Genomic DNA, 19,838 nt, shown 5'->3' with positions numbered 1-19,838 from the left:
TTTATAGTATTATTAATTAAAATTAATTATTGTAAGATGAATTATAGATCTTTTTTATTAACCATTTTTAGTGTAGCACTAACAACTACAGGTTTTTCGCAAGCAAATATTTTAAATGCGAAAACTCCGCAAGAGATAGGCGTTAGAACAGAAGCACAGAAAGCTGTAGATAATGATAAACCATTAGAATACGGTTATGTAGATGATAGAGACATTATGTACTCTAAAATGACTTGGGAAAAAGTGGTTTTAGATGAGCGTGTAAACTTTTCTTTGTATTATCCAATTGATACAAACAACATAGGAAGCAACAGACGTTCTCTATACGATGTTTTAACAAAAGCAATCCGTGAAGGTAAAATAGAAAATGTATACGATGATTCTTACTTTACTGCAAAACGTAGCATCAAAGATTTGAAAGATATAACTTCTAAAGTGGATACTTTAGATATTGGTTATGATCAATTAAATGCAGATGGTTTTGTAGATGCAGAATATATTACGAAAAGAGAAATCTCTTCTTATGATGTAAGTGCATATTTAATTAAAGGTCTTTGGTATTTTGATAAGCGTCAAGGCGAACTTAAATATAGATTATTAGGTCTTGCTCCAGCAGCAGCCGATGTAAACTTTATTGATAGTGATGATGAAGCTAACAAAGAACCAAATCCTTTATACTGGATATTCTTTCCAGATGCAAGAGATATTTTGCATGAAGCAAAAGCATTTAATAATAAAAACAGTGCTGTGCCATTTTCTTTCGATCACATTTTAAACGCAAGACGTTTTAACGGTTATGTGTATAAAGAAGAAAACGTTTATGGAGATAGAACAGTAGATGAATATATTACTGAAAATGCTTTAATGCAACTTTTAGAATCGGATAGAATTAAAGATAAAATCAGAAACTTTGAAATGGATATGTGGTCTTATTAAATCACATTTTTAAATAATGGAAACGCTCACTACCGATAAAAAGGAAGTGAGCGTTTTTTTATTACCATAAATCTCGAAGGCTTTAAAACAGTATATTTGCAATTCATTTTAATACTTATTTCTTGAAAGTAGATTACATAATAGTAGGTTGTGGTTTAGCCGGAATTCATTTCTGCGAGCAATTAAAAGCAAATAATAAAACCTTTGTGGTATTAGATAATAAATCGCAACACGCTTCTGTAGTCGCTGGCGGTTTATATAATCCGGTAATTCTAAAACGATTTACTTCGGTATGGAAAAGCCAAGAACAATTAGAATTGGCGCTACCAATCTATGAAAAATTAGAAAAGGATTTAAAGGTTACTTTAGATTATAAGACACCAGTGTATAGACGTTTTACTTCTGTTCAAGAACAAAATGATTGGTTTACTGCTTCCGACAAGCCAGAACTGGCCCAATATCTTTCCTCAGAACTTATTAAAAATGAAAACCAAGCAATCGATGCTACTTTTGGCTTCGGAAAAGTTTTAGGAACCGGAAGAATAGATACGAAACTATTAATTCAAAGCTATAAAAAGCACTTACTAGCACGTAACGAGTTGTTGGAAGATACTTTTAATTATGAAGCATTAATTATAAAAGATACGATGCAGTATAAAGATATAAGCGCTAAGCATATTGTCTTTGCGGAAGGTTTCGGAGTGAAAAATAATCCGTTCTTTAAAGAACTTCCTTTAAAAGAAGTAAAAGGAGAATTATTAACTATCCATGCTCCAGATTTAAAAATAGACTTTGTATTGAAAGCAGGTGTGTTTCTAATTCCTATAGGAAACGATTTATACACGGTTGGTGCTACCTATGATTGGAAAGATAAAACGAACAACATAACAGCAGAAGCCAAAGAACAGCTCTTAAAAAAGCTTAAAACGTTCTTGAAATGCGAGTTTAAAGTGGTGCATCAAGTAGCAGGAATTAGACCAACGGTTACTGATAGAAGACCGCTTGTTGGGCAACACGAGATACATAAAAACATGTATGTGCTTAATGGTTTGGGGACACGTGGTGTTATGATAGCGCCTTATGTAGCAAAACAACTATTAGATTGTATTGAAAACAATATTGCCTTAGAAAAAGACATTGATATTGCAAGGTTTAAATAGGTAATGTATTTCTAGTAACAATAACCTTGTCTTCGAATAAGAAACTGCGTTAGCGATTGCAATGATATCCTTTTTACTAGAATATAAATTTCCTTAGTAATTACAGGGTATAAAAGTAAAAAGATTTAATGGAAAGCGCGACCCTTGTGGTAACGCCCAAATACTTATTGCTTTTTTACTGCATTCTTATCAAAATGGACAAACATATTGATCCATATATTTCTGGATACACGCATTATTATAGGAGCAAAAATAATTAATGTTCCCACTATAGAAGCAAAAACATAATGAATAGAAGCTTTTAGAAAAACCCCGCTAATTACAGCAGCAGCAACAGCAAAAGCAATACCAACAGCATAACTAACATACATGGCACCATAAAAAAACGATGGCTCTATCTTGTATTTGATACCACAATGCGAGCAATTCTCGTTCATGGTTAATGTCTTTGATAAGTGATACGGATTGGTATCGCAATACATAGATTCTTGATGACATTTTGGGCAAGAACCCGTTAAAATACTATATAATTTAGAACCTTTTTTAAACATATAATTTATGTACTTTTGCAAACCGGTTACGGAATGCGTTCCTTAGAACAAAGCTAGCCATTATTTATTAAATTAAAGTAACAATTGTTACCAAACTATGCTTAACATACACAATCTATCTATATCTTTTCAAGGCGAATATTTATTCGAGGAAATTACATTCAAATTAAATTCTGGCGATCGTGTTGGTTTAATAGGGAAAAATGGCGCAGGGAAATCTACCATGCTTAAAATTTTATCTAAAGAGTTAGAACCGGATTCTGGTCAATTAGCAGCAGATAAAGATTTAAAGATTGGATTTTTAAAACAAGATATAGATTTCGTTTTAGGAAGAACAGTACTGGAAGAATCGTACCAAGCCTTTACCGAAATTAAAAAAATAGAAGCACAGTTAGAAGAGATCAATACACAACTTGTAGAGCGTACCGATTACGAAAGTGAAGGGTACAATCAAATAATGATTGATCTTAACGATTTACAACATCAATTCGAAATACTTGGTGGGTATAACTATCAAGGGGAAACCGAAAAAATATTACAAGGTCTTGGTTTTAAACGCGAAGACTTTAACAAACTTACCGATACTTTTTCTGGAGGTTGGAGAATGCGTATTGAACTAGCAAAACTATTATTACAAAATAATGATTTATTGCTATTAGATGAGCCAACCAATCACTTGGATATAGAATCTATTATCTGGTTAGAAGGCTTTTTGAAAAATTATACAGGTGCAGTGGTTATTGTTTCGCATGATAAAATGTTTTTAGATAATGTCACTAATCGTACTATTGAGGTTTCCTTAGGAAGAATTTACGATTACCCAAAACCATACACGAAGTATTTAGTGCTGAGAAATGAAATTAAAGCACAACAATTAGCATCTCAAAAAAATCAGCAAAAACAGATTGAGCAGACTGAAAAGTTAATTGAAAAATTTAGAGCCAAAGCGAGTAAAGCAACCATGGCGCAATCGCTAATAAAAAAGCTCGACAAAATTGATAGAATTGAAGTTGATGAAGACGATAATTCTGTAATGACTTTAAATTTTCCAGTATCTATAACACCAGGAAAAGTGGTGGTAGAAGCAGATAAGATTTCTAAAAATTACGGGGAAAATCAAGTATTATCCGAAGTGAGTTTAATGATCGAACGGGATGTTAAAACTGCATTTGTTGGTCAGAACGGACAAGGTAAATCGACACTTGCTAAAATTTTGGTTGGCGATTTAAAACACGACGGAATATTAAAACTTGGTCATAACGTACAGATTGGTTATTTCGCACAAAATCAAGCAGAATATTTGGACGGTAGCAAAACCGTTTTAGATACCATGATTGATGCTGCAAACGAAACCAATAGAAGTAAAGTCCGTGATATTTTAGGTTCGTTTTTATTTCGTGGTGACGAAGCAGAGAAATACGTAAGAGTACTTTCTGGAGGGGAACGTAACCGTTTGGCGCTTGCAAAACTAATGTTGCAGCCGTTTAATGTGCTTATTATGGATGAGCCAACCAATCACTTAGATATTAAATCTAAAAACGTGTTAAAAGATGCGTTAAAGCGTTTTGAAGGCACACTACTTTTGGTTTCGCATGATCGTGATTTCTTACAGGGATTAACCGATACGGTTTATGAATTTAAAGACGAAAAAATAAAGAAATATTTAGGGGATATAGATTATTACTTAGAGCAACGTAATGTGGAAAATTTACGTGAAGTAGAAAAACGTACCGTTATAAAATCAGCTCCTAAAGAAAAGAAAACCCAGTCTTACGACGACCAAAAGAAGCTGAAATCTTTAAACAACAGGTTGAGTAATACCGAGTCTAAAATAAATCAGTTAGAAAAAGAAATTAAAGAAGCAGATGTGGAACTTGCTGTAAATTATGACGAAGTTTCTTCTAAGCCAGGTTTCTTTGATACCTACCAAGGTAAAAAAAATACCCTTACCAAACTCATGCAAGAATGGGAAGATATCACGTTGAAACTAGAAGATTTCGCATAAGTTTTTTGGGTTTTCTTTAACATTTATCCGTTAAACTATAGCATAGTTTTGTAGTCTAATTACAAAACTATACCAATGCGCAAAATTATACTATCTATTATAGGTGTTCTACTTATAGTTGGCTCCTTCTTATTTGCTAAAAAATTAATAGCAGACAAGAATAAACCAAAGCCAGTTAAAGCTAAAGTTGTAAAAACTATTTTTACAGACACAGTACAAAATAGTACCATACCAATAGTTATTGCAGCAAATGGTAGCCTGGAAGCGAAACGCAGATTAGAAATCTATGCAGAAGTGCAAGGGATTTTTAAATCTGGAAACACTTTATTTAAACCCGGACAAGAATACCGAGCAGGACAAACTTTAATTAAAATTGATGCTGCAGAATATTACGCAAGTGTACAGTCTTCCAAAAGTAATCTGTACAATTCTATTGCTGCTATCATGCCCGATCTTCGTTTAGATTTTCCAGATATCTTTGATAAATGGCAAAACTATCTTACTAGTTTTGATTTAGATAAAACAACACCAAAGTTACCTCAAATGACTTCCGATAAGGAAAACTACTTCATTACAGGAAGAAGTATTGTGTCTAATTACTACAACGTAAAAAACTTAGAACAACGTTTGGCTAAGTATTACATCTCTGCACCTTTTTCAGGAATTTTAACCGAAGCGTTAGTAACGGAAGGGACATTAATTAGAAGCGGACAAAAACTAGGCGAGTTTATAGATCCTACGGTGTACGAAATGGAAGTCGCTATTAGTAAAACCTACGCTAATTTGTTAAAAGTAGGAGAAGATGTTGCCTTAAATAATTTAGATAAAACCGAAACCTATACTGGTAAAGTATCGCGTGTTAACGGAAGTATAGATGCTACCACACAAACCATTACTGCGTATATAGAAGTGAAACACGCCAATCTAAAAGAAGGAATGTATTTAGAAGCGAATCTAAATGCAAAACAAGAAAGTGATGCTATCGAAATAGATAGAAACTTACTTTTAGAAAGTCAGCAAATATTTGTCGTTAAAGATAGTTTGTTAGATGTACTAGATGTGAAACCTGTATATTTTTCGGAAACAAAAGTAGTATTGAAAAACGTACCTAACGGAACTATTATTCTTAAAAAGTCAGTTCCTGGTGCCTATGCAGGAATGTTAGTAAAAGCTTTTGAAGAAAAAAGTAATACCAAAGACCAACAGTAAACATGAGAAAACTAATTACGTATTTTATTAAGTATCACGTAGCTGTTAACATATTTATTTTTGCTTTTCTTGTTTTTGGAATTCTAGGAATACTATCCTTAAAATCTTCCTTTTTTCCTTTAGTAGAATCTAAAATAATTAACATTAGTGTTACCTATCCTGGAGCTTCCCCTCAAGAAATTGAAGAAGGGATTGTGCTTCAAATAGAAGATAATCTAAAAGGTTTAAAGGGTGTCGATCGTGTTACTTCGGTATCTAGAGAAAACAGTGGAACCATTACGGTAGAAACCGAAAAAGGGGAGAACATTGACTTCATGCTATTGGAAGTTAAAAATGCAGTAGATCGCGTGCCTTCTTTTCCTTCCGGAATGGAACCTTTAATTGTAGCGAAACAAGAGGTGGTTAGAGAAACCATTTCCTTTGCTTTAAGTGGGGATGATATTCCGCTAGCTACTTTAAAACAATTAGGAAGGCAAGTTGAAAATGATTTAAGAGCGATTGAAGGTATTTCTCAAATAGCAATTTCTGGTTATCCAGATGAAGAAATTGAAATCGCAGTAAATGAAATTAGTTTGTTAGCATATAATCTAACCTTTACTGAAGTTTCGCAAGCCGTAAGTAGAGCTAATATTTTAACCACTGGAGGTACTATAAAAACGGATGCCGAAGAATATCTTATTCGAGCAAATAACCGTTCGTATTATGGGGATGAACTTTCTAATGTAGTTGTTCGTGCTACCAATGATGGTAAAGTTATTCGTTTAAAAGATGTGGCTATTATTCGTGATCGTTTTTCAGAAACGCCAAATGCGACGTATTATAATCAGAATTTATCCGTAAATATTACGGTAACGAGTACGAATAACGAGGATTTAATATCTTCTGCAGAAAATGTGAAAACGTATATTGAAGGATATAATCAAAAGCATAATAATGTACAATTAAGTATTATTGAAGATCGTTCAAAAACACTTAAACAGCGTACCAATTTACTAGCCGAAAATGCGGTTGTAGGAATGCTGTTGGTGTTAATCTTTTTATCCCTATTCTTAAACACACGTTTGGCGTTTTGGGTAGCCTTCGGATTGCCAATTTCGTTTTTAGGAATGTTTATGTTTGCAGGACAATTTGATGTAACCATAAATGTATTATCCCTTTTCGGAATGATTATCGTTATTGGTATTTTGGTAGATGATGGTATTGTTATTGCCGAAAATATCTACCAGCATTACGAAAAAGGAAAGTCGCCTATCGACGCTGCTATTGATGGTACTATGGAAGTAATTCCTCCAGTAGTTTCCGCAATTATAACAACGCTTTTAGCCTTTTCTTTATTTTTATTTTTAGATAGTAGAATTGGTGAATTTTTTGGTGAAGTTTCCGTAATTGTAATACTTACTTTAGTAGTTTCCTTAGTCGAAGCATTAATTATTCTTCCTGCGCATTTAGCCCATTCTAAAGCCTTGAGAAAACCAGTTATAGATGAGAACCCTTCAAAAATGAAACAGTTTTTCTCTAAAATGCGAGTAATAAATAAAGCAGGAGATAACTTTATGATCTTCTTAAGAGATAAAGTATATGCACCTGCTATTACATTTGTTTTAAATTTTAAATTACTCTCTTTAGGTATTTTTCTGGCTTTACTAATTTTAACTTTTGGAGCTATTGGTGGTGGCGTTATTGGTATGACCATATTTCCTTCGGTTGCAAGTGATAAAGTGACTATAGAATTAGATATGCCAAATGGTACAAATGAAAAAATAACAGATTCTATTATTTCTATGATAGAAGAGAAAGCGTTTATCGTTAATCAAGAGTTAACCGAAAAATATTTAAAAGGAGAAGATAAAGAGCTTTTTGAAAATACGATTTTAACTATAAGTAGTAGTTCTAGTGCGAAATTGCAGATTAATATGTTGCCAGGAGAAGAAAGACCAGACGCCATAAAATCAGATTTAGTAGCAAATAGATTACGAGAATTGGTTGGTCCTGTTATTGGAACAGAACGTTTAATTTTTGGTTCTGGTGGTAATTTTGGTGGTAGTCCTGTTTCGGTTTCCCTTTTAGGAAATAATATTGAAGAACTTAAAGCTGCAAAAATAGAGTTGAAAGAGGTTTTAGCGTCTAATCCGTTATTAAAAGATATTGAAGATAATGATCCTGCCGGAATTAAGGAAATACGTATCGAACTTAAAGAAAGTGCTTACCTATTAGGTTTAAATTTAAGTACGGTAATGGCGCAAGTGCGTTCTGGCTTTTTTGGTACACAGGCACAACGTTTTCAAAGAGGACAAGACGAAATTCGTGTTTGGGTGCGTTATGATAGAAGTAACAGAGCATCTATTAATAATCTAGATGACATGCGAATTGTAACACCGACCGGAGAACGAGTAACGCTTAAAGATATCGCTTCGTACACTATTGAAAGAGGTGATGTTGCTATTAACCATTTAGAAGGGCAACGCGAAATAAAAGTTTCTGCAGATTTAAAAGATCCAAGTACAAGTACAACCGATATTTTAGCGGACTTGAAAGGGATAACGATGGTAGAGCTGAAATCTAAATACCCAACCATTTCTGCGTCTTTTGAAGGACAAAACAGAGAAAGTGAAAAACTAAATAGTTCTTTAGCAAAGGCAGGGATTCCTATTTTATTCCTTATTTATATTGTCATTGCTTTTACGTTTAGAAGTTACAGTCAGCCAATCTTACTAATTCTATTAGTTCCTTTTAGTCTTACGGCTGTAGCCTGGGGACACTGGATGCTCGGTTTTTCTGTAAATATATTATCCCTTCTAGGTATTATCGCGCTAATTGGTATTATGGTAAATGATGGCCTCGTACTTATTGGTAAATTTAACTCTAATTTAAAGGACGGTTTAAAGTTTGATGAAGCGCTTTTAGACGCAGGAAAATCTCGTTTTAGAGCCATTTTCTTAACCTCATTAACTACCGTTGCAGGTTTAGCGCCTTTGCTTTTAGAAAAAAGTAGACAGGCACAATTTTTAAAACCTATGGCAATTTCCATCTCTTTTGGTATTGCATATGCAACGATTTTAACTCTTTTGGTTTTACCGCTATTCTTATCTTTTAGTAATAGTATTAAACAAAAAGTAAAATGGTTAGCAACAGGGAATGAGGTAACCAAAGAAGAAGTAGAAAGAGCTATTAAAGAACAAAAGGAAGAAAATGAACATTAAAATAATAACATTATGTTGCTTTATAGGTTTAGGTACTTGCTATGCACAGCAAGAGCTTAGTCCAGAAGATGCCGTGAATTATGTGTTAGATAATAACTACGGAATTAAAATAGCAAACAAGAATCTGGAGGTTTCTGAAAATAACACCAGTATTTATAATACGGGATATTTACCAACAGTAACAGGTAATGCGGGAGCGACTTATAATTTAGATAATAATGAATCACAATATTCAGATGGTAGACCCGATGCTGTTTTAAACGGTGCAGAAAGTTCTCGTTATAATGCTTCTTTAGATGTCAATTATACCTTGTTTGATGGTTTAGGAAGGAAATATAACTACAAGCGATTAAAAGAGCAATACCAATTATCGGAATTGCAAGCACGTGAAACTATAGAAAATACCATAATAGAGTTGTTTTCTATTTATTATAATGTGGCGCAACTTTCGGAAAATGCAACTACTTTTCAGCAGACTTTATCTATTTCTAAAGATCGTTTGGTACGCTCGGAATATCAATTTGAATATGGCCAAAATACAAAACTTGAAGTTTTAAATGCCGAAGTGGATATTAATAACGACAGCATTAATTTAATCAATACCAAGCAGCAATTAAACAATACCAAAAGGGATTTGAACTTTGTAATGGGAAATCAGGTTGCCGACGATTTTACTGTGAAAACAGAAATTAATTTCCTACTAGATATTAATAAAGCCGATTTGTTAGAAAAAGCTAAATCTAGAAACGTAGCGTTATTACAAGCCGATAAGTCTATTCAAATATCTAAATTAGATATTAAAACCGGGAAGTCTTCTTATTTACCAACTTTAGGATTAGTAGGTTCTTACGGATGGAACAAAAGCGATAATAATGCAGCATCTTTTGTTGCGGTATCTACAAATACAGGGCTATCTGCCGGACTGAATCTAAGCTGGAATATATTTGATGGTGGAAGCACTTTAATAAGAGTAAAAAACGCAGAAGTAGCCTTAAAAAATCAAGAGCTTCAAAAAGAGCAAATACTGCTTTCTTTAGAACGTGATTTTAATAATGCTTGGGACGATTACCAAAACAAGCTTACTATTTTTCGAGTACAAGAAAATAATATAATTACTGCTCAAAATAATTTTGATCGTTCGCAAGAGAAATTCAAAATCGGACAAGTAAATTCTATCGAATTTAGACAAGCACAATTAAATCTGTTGAATGCAGAATTAAGTAGAAATCAAGCAAAATATCAAGCGAAACTCTCTGAATTACAGGTGTTGCAGCTAAGTGGTGAGTTGCTGAATATTGCATATTAAGAAGTCTCGTTTGGTTTGAGTGTGCATTTCGTCGAATAAATTTGTTTTTTATCTAGTTATCAGTTAGTTTCGTATAGAATTAATTCCAAATCTATTCCTTATGAAGACTTTAAAACTAACCCTATTATGTCTTTTTGTTAGTCTGATGATGCATGCTAACGTTTCGCAAACCGAAAAAGAAGCTTTAGTAGCATTATATACTGCAACTAATGGAGCGCAATGGAATACCACTTGGGACTTAGAGCAACCAATTACAACTTGGCATGGCGTTACTGTCAAAAACGATAAAGTGGTAGGTCTTAATCTACACATGAATAACTTGCAAGGAACACTTCCTCAAGAAATAGGGAACCTTATATATCTTCAAAAAATAAACTTAGGTTTTAATAAATTAGAAGGTAATTTGCCAGTAGCATTCTTTAATTTAAAAGAATTGAAATCGGTAAAGCTATTTGTAAATGCTTTTGAAGGAAATATACCATCCGAAATTGGTTCGTTAACTAAACTAGAAGTCTTAGAATTATTTAGTAATACATTTTCTGGTGAAATTCCTTCCGCTATAGGAAACTTAAAAAACTTAAAAACATTGGTGTTAGGAAGTAATTTCCTAACAGGTGCTATTCCAACCGAAATTAGCCAACTAACAAAATTAGAAGTATTAAGCTTAATCGATAATAAATTGGATGGTGAAATACCTGCAGAAATAGGTAGCCTTGTAAATCTTAAAGAACTTGTTTTAGCTAGTAATGCGTTAACAGGGAATTTGCCAATAGAACTAAATAACCTAACGCAACTAAATACTATTATGGTAAGTGGTAATAAACTGAATAAGGATATGGTTAGTATTATTGATAGAGAACCAGCAGATATACAAATGAAATTACATTTTGTTACAGACACAGCGTTAGCAACAGAAGAAGATTAATACTAATATTTAGATGTTTATTAAATAGGCAAAATTTATTTTGCCTATTTTTATTTTATGGAAGAACACTTTTTTCAATGTCCTTATTGCTGGCAAGACATATCCATGTTGCTAGATAATAGTATCTCTAATCAAACATATATTGAAGATTGCGAGGTCTGTTGTAACCCTATTGAAATAAAAGCACAATTTATTAACGCAGAACTTGCTGGTTTTCAGGCAGAAAATATAGAACAATAAATTTTTTAAAAAAAGGCTTGTAATATCTAAAAAGCGTTGTATATTTGCAGTCCGAAACAATTTGGTCGCCATTATGAAGCGAAAGTTAAAAGCTAAGAAAATTGTTTTATTTAAAATCGCGGGATAGAGCAGTAGGTAGCTCGTCGGGCTCATAACCCGAAGGTCACTGGTTCGAGTCCAGTTCCCGCTACTAAGAAAGCCAGATACGAAAGTGTCTGGCTTTTATGTTTTAGATACGGCATCACGCTATTTTACTAGCGTATGGTATATAAGGATCAATTCCGTGGTATTTCGCTTAAAGATTCGTGTTTTGTTGCATGGGCAAGTGAAATCATGTTGGTTTTTTATCTAAAAAAGGCATGTAGGGAGCTTATCTAATAGCTATATTATTTTTTAAATACAAAGTAATACGCGGATACATCTCTGCATTCAAGGTTCTAACGCAACAAACGTTGCTTTTTTTTTAGTTTATACTAAGCTACATTTTTTAGTTCAAAATCCATAATTTCTTGAGGAGTTTTATAACCTATTATTTTCCGAGGTCTATTGTTAAGTTTTTCTTGAATACTCATTAGTGATTTTTCATCAATTTGATTGAAGTCAGTTCCTTTAGGAAGGTATCTTCTAATAAGTCCATTTGTATTTTCATTAGTTCCTCTTTCCCAGGAAGAATATGGATGGGCAAAGTAAATTTTCATGCCAGTATTTTGTGTTATTTTTTCGTGTTTTGCCATTTCAATTCCGTTATCGTATGTCATTGTTTTCTTAAATAATTGATTTAATAGGTTTAGTTTTTTCGAAAACATTTTTGCTACTTCATCTGATTTTCTGCTATTAAGTTTTATTATAATAGTGTATCTAGACTTTCTTTCAACAATGGTTCCAATAGCACTCTTTTGATTCTTACCAATCATTAAATCTCCTTCCCAATGACCAATTTCTTCTCTTAGTTCAATGTGTTTGGGCCTTAGATCTATACTGACTTGGTTGATTATTTTACTTCCTGTTCGGCGTCTTTTTTTAGGGGTTCTTCGTCTAGTTTTTTTGCGTACAAGAAGCTTAATTAGTTTTTTGTTTAAACTAGCTTGAGGACGTGTATAAATGTGTCTGTAAATAGCTTCATGTGAAATTGTCATTATGGGATCATTAGGATAATCTTGTTTGATTTTACCAGCTATTTGCTCAGGAGTCCAATTTGATAAAAGACCTTTATATACAAAGAATCTTAAAAGAGAGTAGGTGCTTATTTTGTCAAGATTTCTTTTGTTTAAGTAGTCTTCTTTAGCACACCAATGTGCCAAATGAGCTTCGTATTTATCGTACTTATTTTGTACCCACTTATTGACTTCTCGAGAGATTGTAGATCGCGATCGATTTAGTCTTTTAGCTATGTAAGCTTTAGTGTTGTTTTCGTTTAAAAGAGTCTCTATTTGAATTCTCTCCTTTAAGGTAAGTCGTTTATGTTTTTTTACTTCCATTGTAACAAATCTATAAATTTAGATTTGTTGCGTTAAGTTATTGAATTCGGAATCTTACAGGCTTATGCAACATAACTGGTTCATGTATAGCCGTTCTATTTTATAAAATAATAAACAGCTACTTTAGGAAATATATATAGCTAAATTTGAAAAATAAAGCAATGCTGTATATGGAAAAATAAGTCCTAAATTTCATTCTTTTTATAGTCCCATAATAGGATTTTTTCTGTAGGCTAAATCGCTCAATTATTAGCCGTTTAGCATGCAAAAAACGTCTTTTATCGTTATAATTGGATTTTTTTTTACTTTTTTTAAGTTTTTTTTTTACTAAAAATAGTTGCTGTTTTTTTTTTCTTCCAGATGCTCTAAAAGTCAGTGATAGCTTTAACTTAGATGCTTTTTTACAATGTGCTTTGTTTCGTTTTTAGATACAAATTACAGATGGAAATCTCCTATTATATGAGGTTAAATAAAAATTTAGGGTTGTGCATTTTGATTATTTGCCTAGATTTGTTGCATAATTTTAATTATTAAAGATTTACAAATATGAAGCTTAAACTTGTTTTTTTTAGTGTTATTTTTTTATTAATTACTGGAGTAGGAACAGCTCAAAATAGAACTGGAGCTCCAAAGAGTATTATTAATAAAGATGTTGCGATCTCTAAATATCATGATCTTAAAGAGTTAGAGGATATGCAAAAAGGGAAATTATTAGAGTTATATACCGAACGAATGGAAATCATTATTAAACTATTGCCATCCATCGCTTTCGGGATTAAACCAGGTATTACAATGTCTAGTTTTGGTATTCCAGATTCTAAAGAAAATAGAAGTGCATTGGAGGATCATCATGAGGCTACTGCAAGTTTTTTCGCAAATACTATTGCCTTTCAGAGTAGAATTTTGCCATATTCCGATAAAGCTAATTTAATAGCAGCTATTTTGTTTTATGAACAAGTTTTGAAGTCCCTGCATATTTACGGACAGGAAAATAAGTTCTAAATGGATTACAAAAAAGGAGGAATTACTTGAAAATAATTAGAGACGTAAGAAAAAGAGTGCAATGTGATTTTATTTTTTTACCATTACTTTCTCGATTTAGTTTATAAATATTCTTTGAAAGCCTGATTAACAGTCGTTTTTTTTAGTAAAAACCTATTAATCGGGCTTTTTTATTTTTTCGCTTATGATTTTATATTTTGCATTTCGTCGATAAAATTTGCATTACATGGAATTTATCTCTAGATTTACCATCTTAAATAACACACTTAGAATTATTAAATATTTTTCGTTATGAAACATTTACTTAAAACCGCATCTATATTCCTTTTAATTATTGGAAGTACCTACGCACAGCAGGAAAAAGGTATAATAGGTAATAGCAATTGGTTAAATTCTTGGACAGAATTTAAACCAGACTTAGTGGAGTATAATGAGGCTACCGAAATTCTTACAGGAATTATTTCAACAGACACAAAATTACTAAAGAGAAACACTTATATGTTACTCGGTGACGTTTTTGTAACGGCTGGCGCTGTACTTACTATAGAACCAGGTACGGTTATTATTGGTGATTTTAAAACAAAAGGATCGCTAACTATAACTAAAGGTGCTACAATAATTGCAAACGGTCTAGAAACAGATCCTATTGTGTTTACGTCCAATAGAAGTGTGAAAAAAGCTGGGGATTGGGGAGGTATAATTATTCTTGGTGATGCTCCCATAAATAACTTCGGTAATGGCGTTTTAAAAGGCTATAATTTTAATACAGATCCTTCTTTAGATGTTAGCTACGGTGGTGAAAACCTAGAAAGTAATTCTGGTGTTTTACGATATGTAAGAATAGAGTATGCAGGTAAAAGAACTAAAGATGGTGATAATTTTAATGCACTATTATTAGCTGCTTTGGGTACGGAAACAACTATTGATAATGTGATGGTAAGCTATTCTGCTGGTAATTCATTTGATATATATGGTGGAGAGCTATACTTAGAAAAGTTGGTTTCCTATAAATCTAATCGTATCGACTATAACTTTAATTTTGGAGCGCAATGTAATTTATTTAACTCGTTGGCAGTTCGATCTTCTTATGTGTCGAGCTCTAAGGGGTCCAGAAGTATGAATGTTGCATCTTACGAAAAAGGGGACGACGTTAGTTCTGTCAAACTAGAAACGACAGTTACGGCTTTAAACTTAACATTAATTAATGTAAGTGATGATTTAGATTACGAAATTAAATTAGACTTAGTTAAGGAAGGTATTTTTATTGGAAATGATGCAACTCTTAGTATGAAAGAAAGCGTGGTATCCGGATTTAGTCCAGCGGTTATAATTGATAGTGACGTGCGTGTTAATAACGAAAGTTTAAAGAAAATAATATTTCAAAAAATGTATTTCAATAATTGTAATGGAAATATCTTTAAAGAATACAATAGTAATAATGAAGATTTAGAAAACTGGTATGGTAACAGTAGCTTTTTTAATGTGTACTCTAAAGGATTAGATTCGGAAACATTTATTGATCTGAAAAATGATAATCGACTAGATTTTAGATTGCGTATTAATAAAATTCTTGCATCTAGTATTGATTAGAATTCAACCATATAATATAACTGTCTTAAATGCGGAAGCATGACGTTTAAATAAGCTTATACTTTTGGTATTTGTCTTTAATAAGTAAGTGTATGATGAAAATTACTTTTCTACGTAAATTATTTTTAGGATTATGCATTAGTGTTTTTTTAGTTTCTCAAAAAATAAATGCACAAATAGTAATTGGTACTCCAAATTTAGGATTCAGTCAAGCATGTGCAAATGCGTCTTTTAATTCTTATAATGTCAATTTTGTCTTTTCACATAGTGCTCCATTAGATGCATCCAATCAATTCAACATATTATTGTCCGATGCTAACGGTGATTTTACTAACGAAACCGTTATTATTCCAACGAATGCAGGGACAATAACTTCTTCTCCTGCAGTTTTAAATTTTTTATTACCAACCAATCTCGCTGGTGAAGGATATAAAATAAAAATAAGAAGTACTGCTCCTGTTGCAACGAGTTCTAGATCTGTAGCCTTTGCCGCATATTATAAAATTCAAGACGAACCATTTACCATTAATAATTTAATAGATACTGCGGTTTTTTGTGCCGGCGGAAGCTATTTGTTAACCATTGATAATCCTGGAACAGGAACCAATGATTCGCCACTAAATTATCCTTCTTTATCCTTTAAATGGTATAAAGAAACTAGTATGACAACATCTGTTTTTGTTTCCGATGGCCCTAGTTTATCTGTAAATAGTCCTGGAACTTATTTTGTAGAGACCTATTATGGTTCTTGTACTTCCAGTTCCTATTCTAATAGGGTACAGGTTTCTGAAGCTATGTCAAGTATAGAAGCTGTAATTATCTCTAGTTTAGGTAATCCGTATTGCCCAAGTAATGCACCAACTATCTTAAGTACAACAAATGGAGAAACGTACCAATGGTCCCAAGATGGTATTCCTATTTCAGGAGCTACCAACCAAATGTATGCAACTGCAGAATCCGGATTATTTGAAGTCCGGGTCGATTTAGGTGGATGTGTAGCAACAGGTTCTATCGATTTAATAAGCGAGCAGTTTACTAGTAGTATCAATGTTTTGGAAGAAAACAACATCGAATCCGATCAAACTTTAGAAGTCATTGTTACGTCATCTGCAACAAATCCAGAATACCAATGGTTTTTTAACGATGTCCTTATTACGGATGCTTTAGAGGAAACTTATATAGCAAGCCAAGAAGGAAGCTACAAAGTTATCATAACAGAAACTACAGGTTGCCAAGCTTCTAAAGAATACACTTTTACTGTAATTAAAGCAGAAGACCCATTTCCAGATGTTGCAGAAATTCCAAATTTAATTAGTCCTAATGGTGATGGCGCAAATGATACGTGGGTAATTCCTAATCAATATGTAAGTGGTACCAATACCGAAATAGTTATAATGGATTCCTACGGGAAAATAGTTTTTGAAACGGAAGACTACCAAAATAATTGGCCAGAAAATGAAATGCCTTTTAATGCTGTAAATGCGGTGTATTATTATATGATCATCACAGAAGACAAAAACACAAAAAACGGATCGATAACAATAGTTAAATAGTATGAAAAAAACATTACTTGTAATAGCTTTAATTTTTGGTTTCACGCAGTGCTTCTTTGGACAAGAAGAGGACGGAGTGATTTCGCTAGCTATACCTGTAAGAAATTCATTGAAGTTTAATAGATTCAATATCAATCCAACCTTTAGTTTTGTAAGAGAACAAAACAAATATATAAGTGTAAATAATAAAAGGGAATGGGTGCAATTTGAAGACGCTCCACAAACCTATTTATTAAGCTATTCTGGTCGATTTAGAGAGAATATAGGAGTAGGTATTGGTTTCTTTCAACAAAATTATGGTGTTTTAACTTCTTATGGTGGTATTTTAAACCTAGCCTACAATGCCATGCTGCAACCAGATAGTAATTTAACTTTCGGATTAAATATTGGCTTTTATCAAAGTGGTATCAATGAAGGTAAAGTGGTTACCAATGTGGCAGATCCTTCCTTAGAAAATATACCATCTAATTCTATTTTAAGTGTTAGTCCAGGAATTAATTACGGAACAGTGTTTTTTGACTTCGGAGTTTCCGTAAATAATCTAGTACAGTACAATTTTAAAACATCACAACTTCTTAAAGAAGATCCGCAACAAGTTATTCAGGCACATATAATGTATACCGGATATATGAGTAGTTATGGTTTTCTGGATGAAAGTAAATTTTCGGGTATCATAAAATCGGAATTTAAAAAAGATAAAACAGTGCTTTCCGGATTAGCAATGCTTACGGTACCTAAAGGAATTTGGGGACAAGTTGGTTATAATACGCAGTATGGTATTTCAGGTGGTATCGGACTTAATATTACTTCACAAATAGCTATTGAGTATAACTACGAGAAAGCTATTGGAGATCTTTCCGCTTTTGGTTCTTCACATGATATCACGTTGGCATATAAATTTAAAAACACAAATAATTTTTATTATAGTGGAGATGATGAGGAAGAAACGATGCTTTTCAAAAAGAAGAAAAGAAGAGTGGTTTCTTCAAAACCAAAAGTAGATACAGCAGCTAGAGCGATAATTGCTAAAGAAAAAGCAGATGCAAGAGCCTTAGCCCAAGCCAAAATTAAAGCAAAAGCGGATGCAAGGGCAGCAGCAAAAGCAGAAGCAGCTGCAAATAGAAAACAAGTAGAAGAAGCAACAATACCGGTCGAAGAAGTAGAAGAGGAAAGCGTAATAACAGATACAGAACTACAAGCACAAGCACAAGCCGATGAAGCAGCCAGATTAGCAGCAGAAGCAGCAGCAAAAGCGCAAGCAGAGGAAGATGCAAGATTAGCAGCTCAAGCAGCAGCACAAGCACAAGCACAAGAAGAGGAAGACGCAAGATTAGCAGCAGAAGCAGCGGCACAAGTTCAAGCAGAGGAAGACGCAAGATTAGCAGCAGAAGCAGCAGCACAAACACAAGCCGATGAAGCAGCCAGATTAGCAGCAGAAGCAGAAGCACAAGCACAAGCCGATGAAGCAGCAAGATTAGCAGCTCAAGCAGCAGCGCAAGTTCAAGCCGATGAAGCAGCCAGATTAGCAGCAGAAGCAGCAGCAAAAGCGCAAGCCGATGAAGCAGCAAGATTAGCAGCCGAAGCAGCAGCGCAAGCACAAGCAGATGAAGACGCAAGATTAGCAGCCGAAGCAGCAGCACAAACACAAGCAGAGGAAGACGCAAGGTTAGCAGCGGAAGTAGCAGCGCAAACACAAGCAGAGGAAGCTGCAAGATTAGCAGCAGAAGCTTCGGAGAAAGAAGAAGCTCTATCTGAAATCACACAGAAAGATGTGATAGCAAAAGAGATGTTTGCAATTACAGAATCGGCAAAAATATCTAAAGAAAAGCAGGATGCATTGTTAGCGAAATTAAATGAAGCAGTTGCAAGTAAAGATAAAGACCTTAAAGACTTAAAAGAAGAAAATGATTTGAGTGAAAAAGGAATTTATTCAGAACCTAAACCATTTAAAAGTATTGCTGCAGAAAATCGAATGCTAGAATCCTTAAAAACAGAAGTAGATCAAGTTATTCAAGAGCGTGGTGAAGAAATAGTAGCATTAGAAAACCTATATAATAATAGACTTAAAGATGTTTCTAACAAAAAGGACGAAACGAATCAATATTATTTAAATGCAATTCAAACTTTAAAAGAAGAACAATTACAATCTAAAAGAGCGAAAGAACAATTAGTATCTACTTTAGAAAGTATTAAGATTGCTACCGATTTTGAACGTAAACGAAGAATTAAACGTGCCGTTTATGATAATGAGAAAGATCGTTATTTAAAGGATAAAGCAACCCTAGAAAGCATTATAGAAAATACACCTTTAAGCACCGAACCTGTTACAGCAGAAGATTTTGATTTTGGAGAAGCGCAAAGTGCAACGGTACAAATATTAAAGGATGTGCAAAATGTAGACGAAGGATATTATATCATTATTGCAGTACATAGTGACAAGGTGAAGAGAGATGCATTTTTAGAAAAAGTAGTCGCTACTGGACAATCTAATATTAATTTCTTCTTTGATGTAAATACCAATAAGTACTTTATTTACTATGAGAAATTTGATTATGTAGATGGAGCTATGCGAGCTTTAGAAGCTAAAGGAAGCAAGCCTTACAATGGAAAAATGTCTGTTATTAAAATAGAAAATTGATAAAAAATTAAAGTAAAAATATCATTTAATCCATATTCCCAAATG

14 protein-coding genes and 1 tRNA gene are annotated in these 19,838 nt (G+C 33.2%); 13 read left to right on the top strand and 2 right to left on the bottom strand.

Translation table 11 applies throughout. From position 1 onward, the window contains the following. Nucleotides 1–36 precede the first annotated feature (36 nt). Together porN and ACVCZW_RS03525 are read left to right on the top strand one after the other, a co-directional pair. A complete protein-coding gene (gene porN / locus ACVCZW_RS03530; RefSeq protein WP_452231656.1) occupies nucleotides 37–936 on the top strand; it encodes a type IX secretion system ring protein PorN/GldN in 900 nt (299 codons plus the stop codon). 122 nt (nucleotides 937–1,058) lie between these two features. Beyond that, complete coding sequence (locus tag ACVCZW_RS03525; protein WP_452227674.1) at nucleotides 1,059–2,096, top strand: NAD(P)/FAD-dependent oxidoreductase; 1,038 nt, start codon at nucleotides 1,059–1,061, stop codon at nucleotides 2,094–2,096. 164 nt (nucleotides 2,097–2,260) lie between these two features. Here ACVCZW_RS03525 and ACVCZW_RS03520 read toward each other — a convergent pair whose 3' ends face one another. After that, nucleotides 2,261–2,647 (bottom strand): DUF983 domain-containing protein, encoded by a 387-nt coding sequence (locus tag ACVCZW_RS03520; protein WP_452227673.1) that lies wholly within the window; start codon nucleotides 2,645–2,647, stop codon nucleotides 2,261–2,263. A 97-nt stretch (nucleotides 2,648–2,744) separates the two neighbouring features. Between ACVCZW_RS03520 and ACVCZW_RS03515 the strand changes: the two genes are divergently transcribed. From ACVCZW_RS03515 to ACVCZW_RS03485, 7 genes are all read left to right on the top strand, one after another. Then, a complete protein-coding gene (locus ACVCZW_RS03515) occupies nucleotides 2,745–4,652 on the top strand; it encodes an ABC-F family ATP-binding cassette domain-containing protein (RefSeq protein WP_452227672.1) in 1,908 nt (635 codons plus the stop codon). Nucleotides 4,653–4,727: 75 nt separating this feature from the next. Then, nucleotides 4,728–5,861 (top strand): efflux RND transporter periplasmic adaptor subunit, encoded by a 1,134-nt coding sequence (locus tag ACVCZW_RS03510; RefSeq protein ID WP_452227671.1) that lies wholly within the window; start codon nucleotides 4,728–4,730, stop codon nucleotides 5,859–5,861. 2 nt (nucleotides 5,862–5,863) lie between these two features. Then, nucleotides 5,864–9,061: an efflux RND transporter permease subunit gene (locus ACVCZW_RS03505; protein WP_452231655.1), complete on the top strand. Its 3,198-nt coding sequence runs from the start codon at nucleotides 5,864–5,866 to the stop codon at nucleotides 9,059–9,061. Further along, nucleotides 9,051–10,367 carry a TolC family protein gene (locus ACVCZW_RS03500; RefSeq protein WP_452231654.1) on the top strand — a complete coding sequence of 439 codons (1,317 nt, stop codon included), beginning with the start codon at nucleotides 9,051–9,053 and terminating at the stop codon, nucleotides 10,365–10,367. Before ACVCZW_RS03505 ends, ACVCZW_RS03500 begins: the two co-directional genes overlap by 11 nt. A 100-nt stretch (nucleotides 10,368–10,467) precedes the next feature. After that, nucleotides 10,468–11,292, top strand: coding sequence for a leucine-rich repeat domain-containing protein (locus ACVCZW_RS03495; protein ID WP_452227668.1), 825 nt, complete (start codon nucleotides 10,468–10,470; stop codon nucleotides 11,290–11,292). A gap of 57 nt (nucleotides 11,293–11,349) precedes the next feature. Then, entirely contained in the window at nucleotides 11,350–11,532 is a 183-nt protein-coding gene (locus ACVCZW_RS03490) for a CPXCG motif-containing cysteine-rich protein (RefSeq protein ID WP_203457952.1), read from the top strand. A 117-nt stretch (nucleotides 11,533–11,649) separates the two neighbouring features. Then, a tRNA-Met gene (locus ACVCZW_RS03485) sits at nucleotides 11,650–11,722 on the top strand. Nucleotides 11,723–12,005: 283 nt separating this feature from the next. Here ACVCZW_RS03485 and ACVCZW_RS03480 read toward each other — a convergent pair. Beyond that, entirely contained in the window at nucleotides 12,006–13,010 is a 1,005-nt protein-coding gene (locus tag ACVCZW_RS03480) for an IS30 family transposase (RefSeq protein WP_452231653.1), read from the bottom strand. A gap of 546 nt (nucleotides 13,011–13,556) precedes the next feature. Between ACVCZW_RS03480 and ACVCZW_RS03475 the strand changes: the two genes are divergently transcribed. From ACVCZW_RS03475 to ACVCZW_RS03460, 4 genes are all read left to right on the top strand, one after another. Continuing rightward, a complete protein-coding gene (locus tag ACVCZW_RS03475) occupies nucleotides 13,557–14,012 on the top strand; it encodes a hypothetical protein (RefSeq protein WP_203457969.1) in 456 nt (151 codons plus the stop codon). Nucleotides 14,013–14,303: 291 nt separating this feature from the next. Continuing rightward, nucleotides 14,304–15,602: a hypothetical protein gene (locus ACVCZW_RS03470; RefSeq protein WP_452231652.1), complete on the top strand. Its 1,299-nt coding sequence runs from the start codon at nucleotides 14,304–14,306 to the stop codon at nucleotides 15,600–15,602. A 92-nt stretch (nucleotides 15,603–15,694) separates the two neighbouring features. Then, entirely contained in the window at nucleotides 15,695–17,155 is a 1,461-nt protein-coding gene (locus ACVCZW_RS03465; protein WP_452231651.1) for a T9SS type B sorting domain-containing protein, read from the top strand. A 1-nt stretch (nucleotide 17,156) separates the two neighbouring features. Further along, the gene (locus ACVCZW_RS03460; RefSeq protein ID WP_452231650.1) at nucleotides 17,157–19,793 is read left to right on the top strand and encodes a PorP/SprF family type IX secretion system membrane protein; all 2,637 of its coding nucleotides are present in this window, start codon (nucleotides 17,157–17,159) and stop codon (nucleotides 19,791–19,793) included. Nucleotides 19,794–19,838 lie beyond the last annotated feature (45 nt).

The sequence above is a fragment of the Lacinutrix sp. MEBiC02595 genome (assembly GCF_053601555.1).
This window is presented reverse-complemented; position numbering and strand designations above follow the sequence as displayed.

Coding starts and splice junctions, on each gene's coding strand:
- porN (WP_452231656.1), top strand. CDS start 37: ATGAATTATAGATCTTTTTTATTAACCATTTTTAGTGTAGCACTAACA.
- ACVCZW_RS03520 (WP_452227673.1), bottom strand. CDS start 2,647: ATGTTTAAAAAAGGTTCTAAATTATATAGTATTTTAACGGGTTCTTGC.
- ACVCZW_RS03515 (WP_452227672.1), top strand. CDS start 2,745: ATGCTTAACATACACAATCTATCTATATCTTTTCAAGGCGAATATTTA.
- ACVCZW_RS03510 (WP_452227671.1), top strand. CDS start 4,728: ATGCGCAAAATTATACTATCTATTATAGGTGTTCTACTTATAGTTGGC.
- ACVCZW_RS03505 (WP_452231655.1), top strand. CDS start 5,864: ATGAGAAAACTAATTACGTATTTTATTAAGTATCACGTAGCTGTTAAC.
- ACVCZW_RS03500 (WP_452231654.1), top strand. CDS start 9,051: ATGAACATTAAAATAATAACATTATGTTGCTTTATAGGTTTAGGTACT.
- ACVCZW_RS03495 (WP_452227668.1), top strand. CDS start 10,468: ATGAAGACTTTAAAACTAACCCTATTATGTCTTTTTGTTAGTCTGATG.
- ACVCZW_RS03490 (WP_203457952.1), top strand. CDS start 11,350: ATGGAAGAACACTTTTTTCAATGTCCTTATTGCTGGCAAGACATATCC.
- ACVCZW_RS03480 (WP_452231653.1), bottom strand. CDS start 13,010: ATGGAAGTAAAAAAACATAAACGACTTACCTTAAAGGAGAGAATTCAA.
- ACVCZW_RS03475 (WP_203457969.1), top strand. CDS start 13,557: ATGAAGCTTAAACTTGTTTTTTTTAGTGTTATTTTTTTATTAATTACT.
- ACVCZW_RS03470 (WP_452231652.1), top strand. CDS start 14,304: ATGAAACATTTACTTAAAACCGCATCTATATTCCTTTTAATTATTGGA.
- ACVCZW_RS03465 (WP_452231651.1), top strand. CDS start 15,695: ATGATGAAAATTACTTTTCTACGTAAATTATTTTTAGGATTATGCATT.
- ACVCZW_RS03460 (WP_452231650.1), top strand. CDS start 17,157: ATGAAAAAAACATTACTTGTAATAGCTTTAATTTTTGGTTTCACGCAG.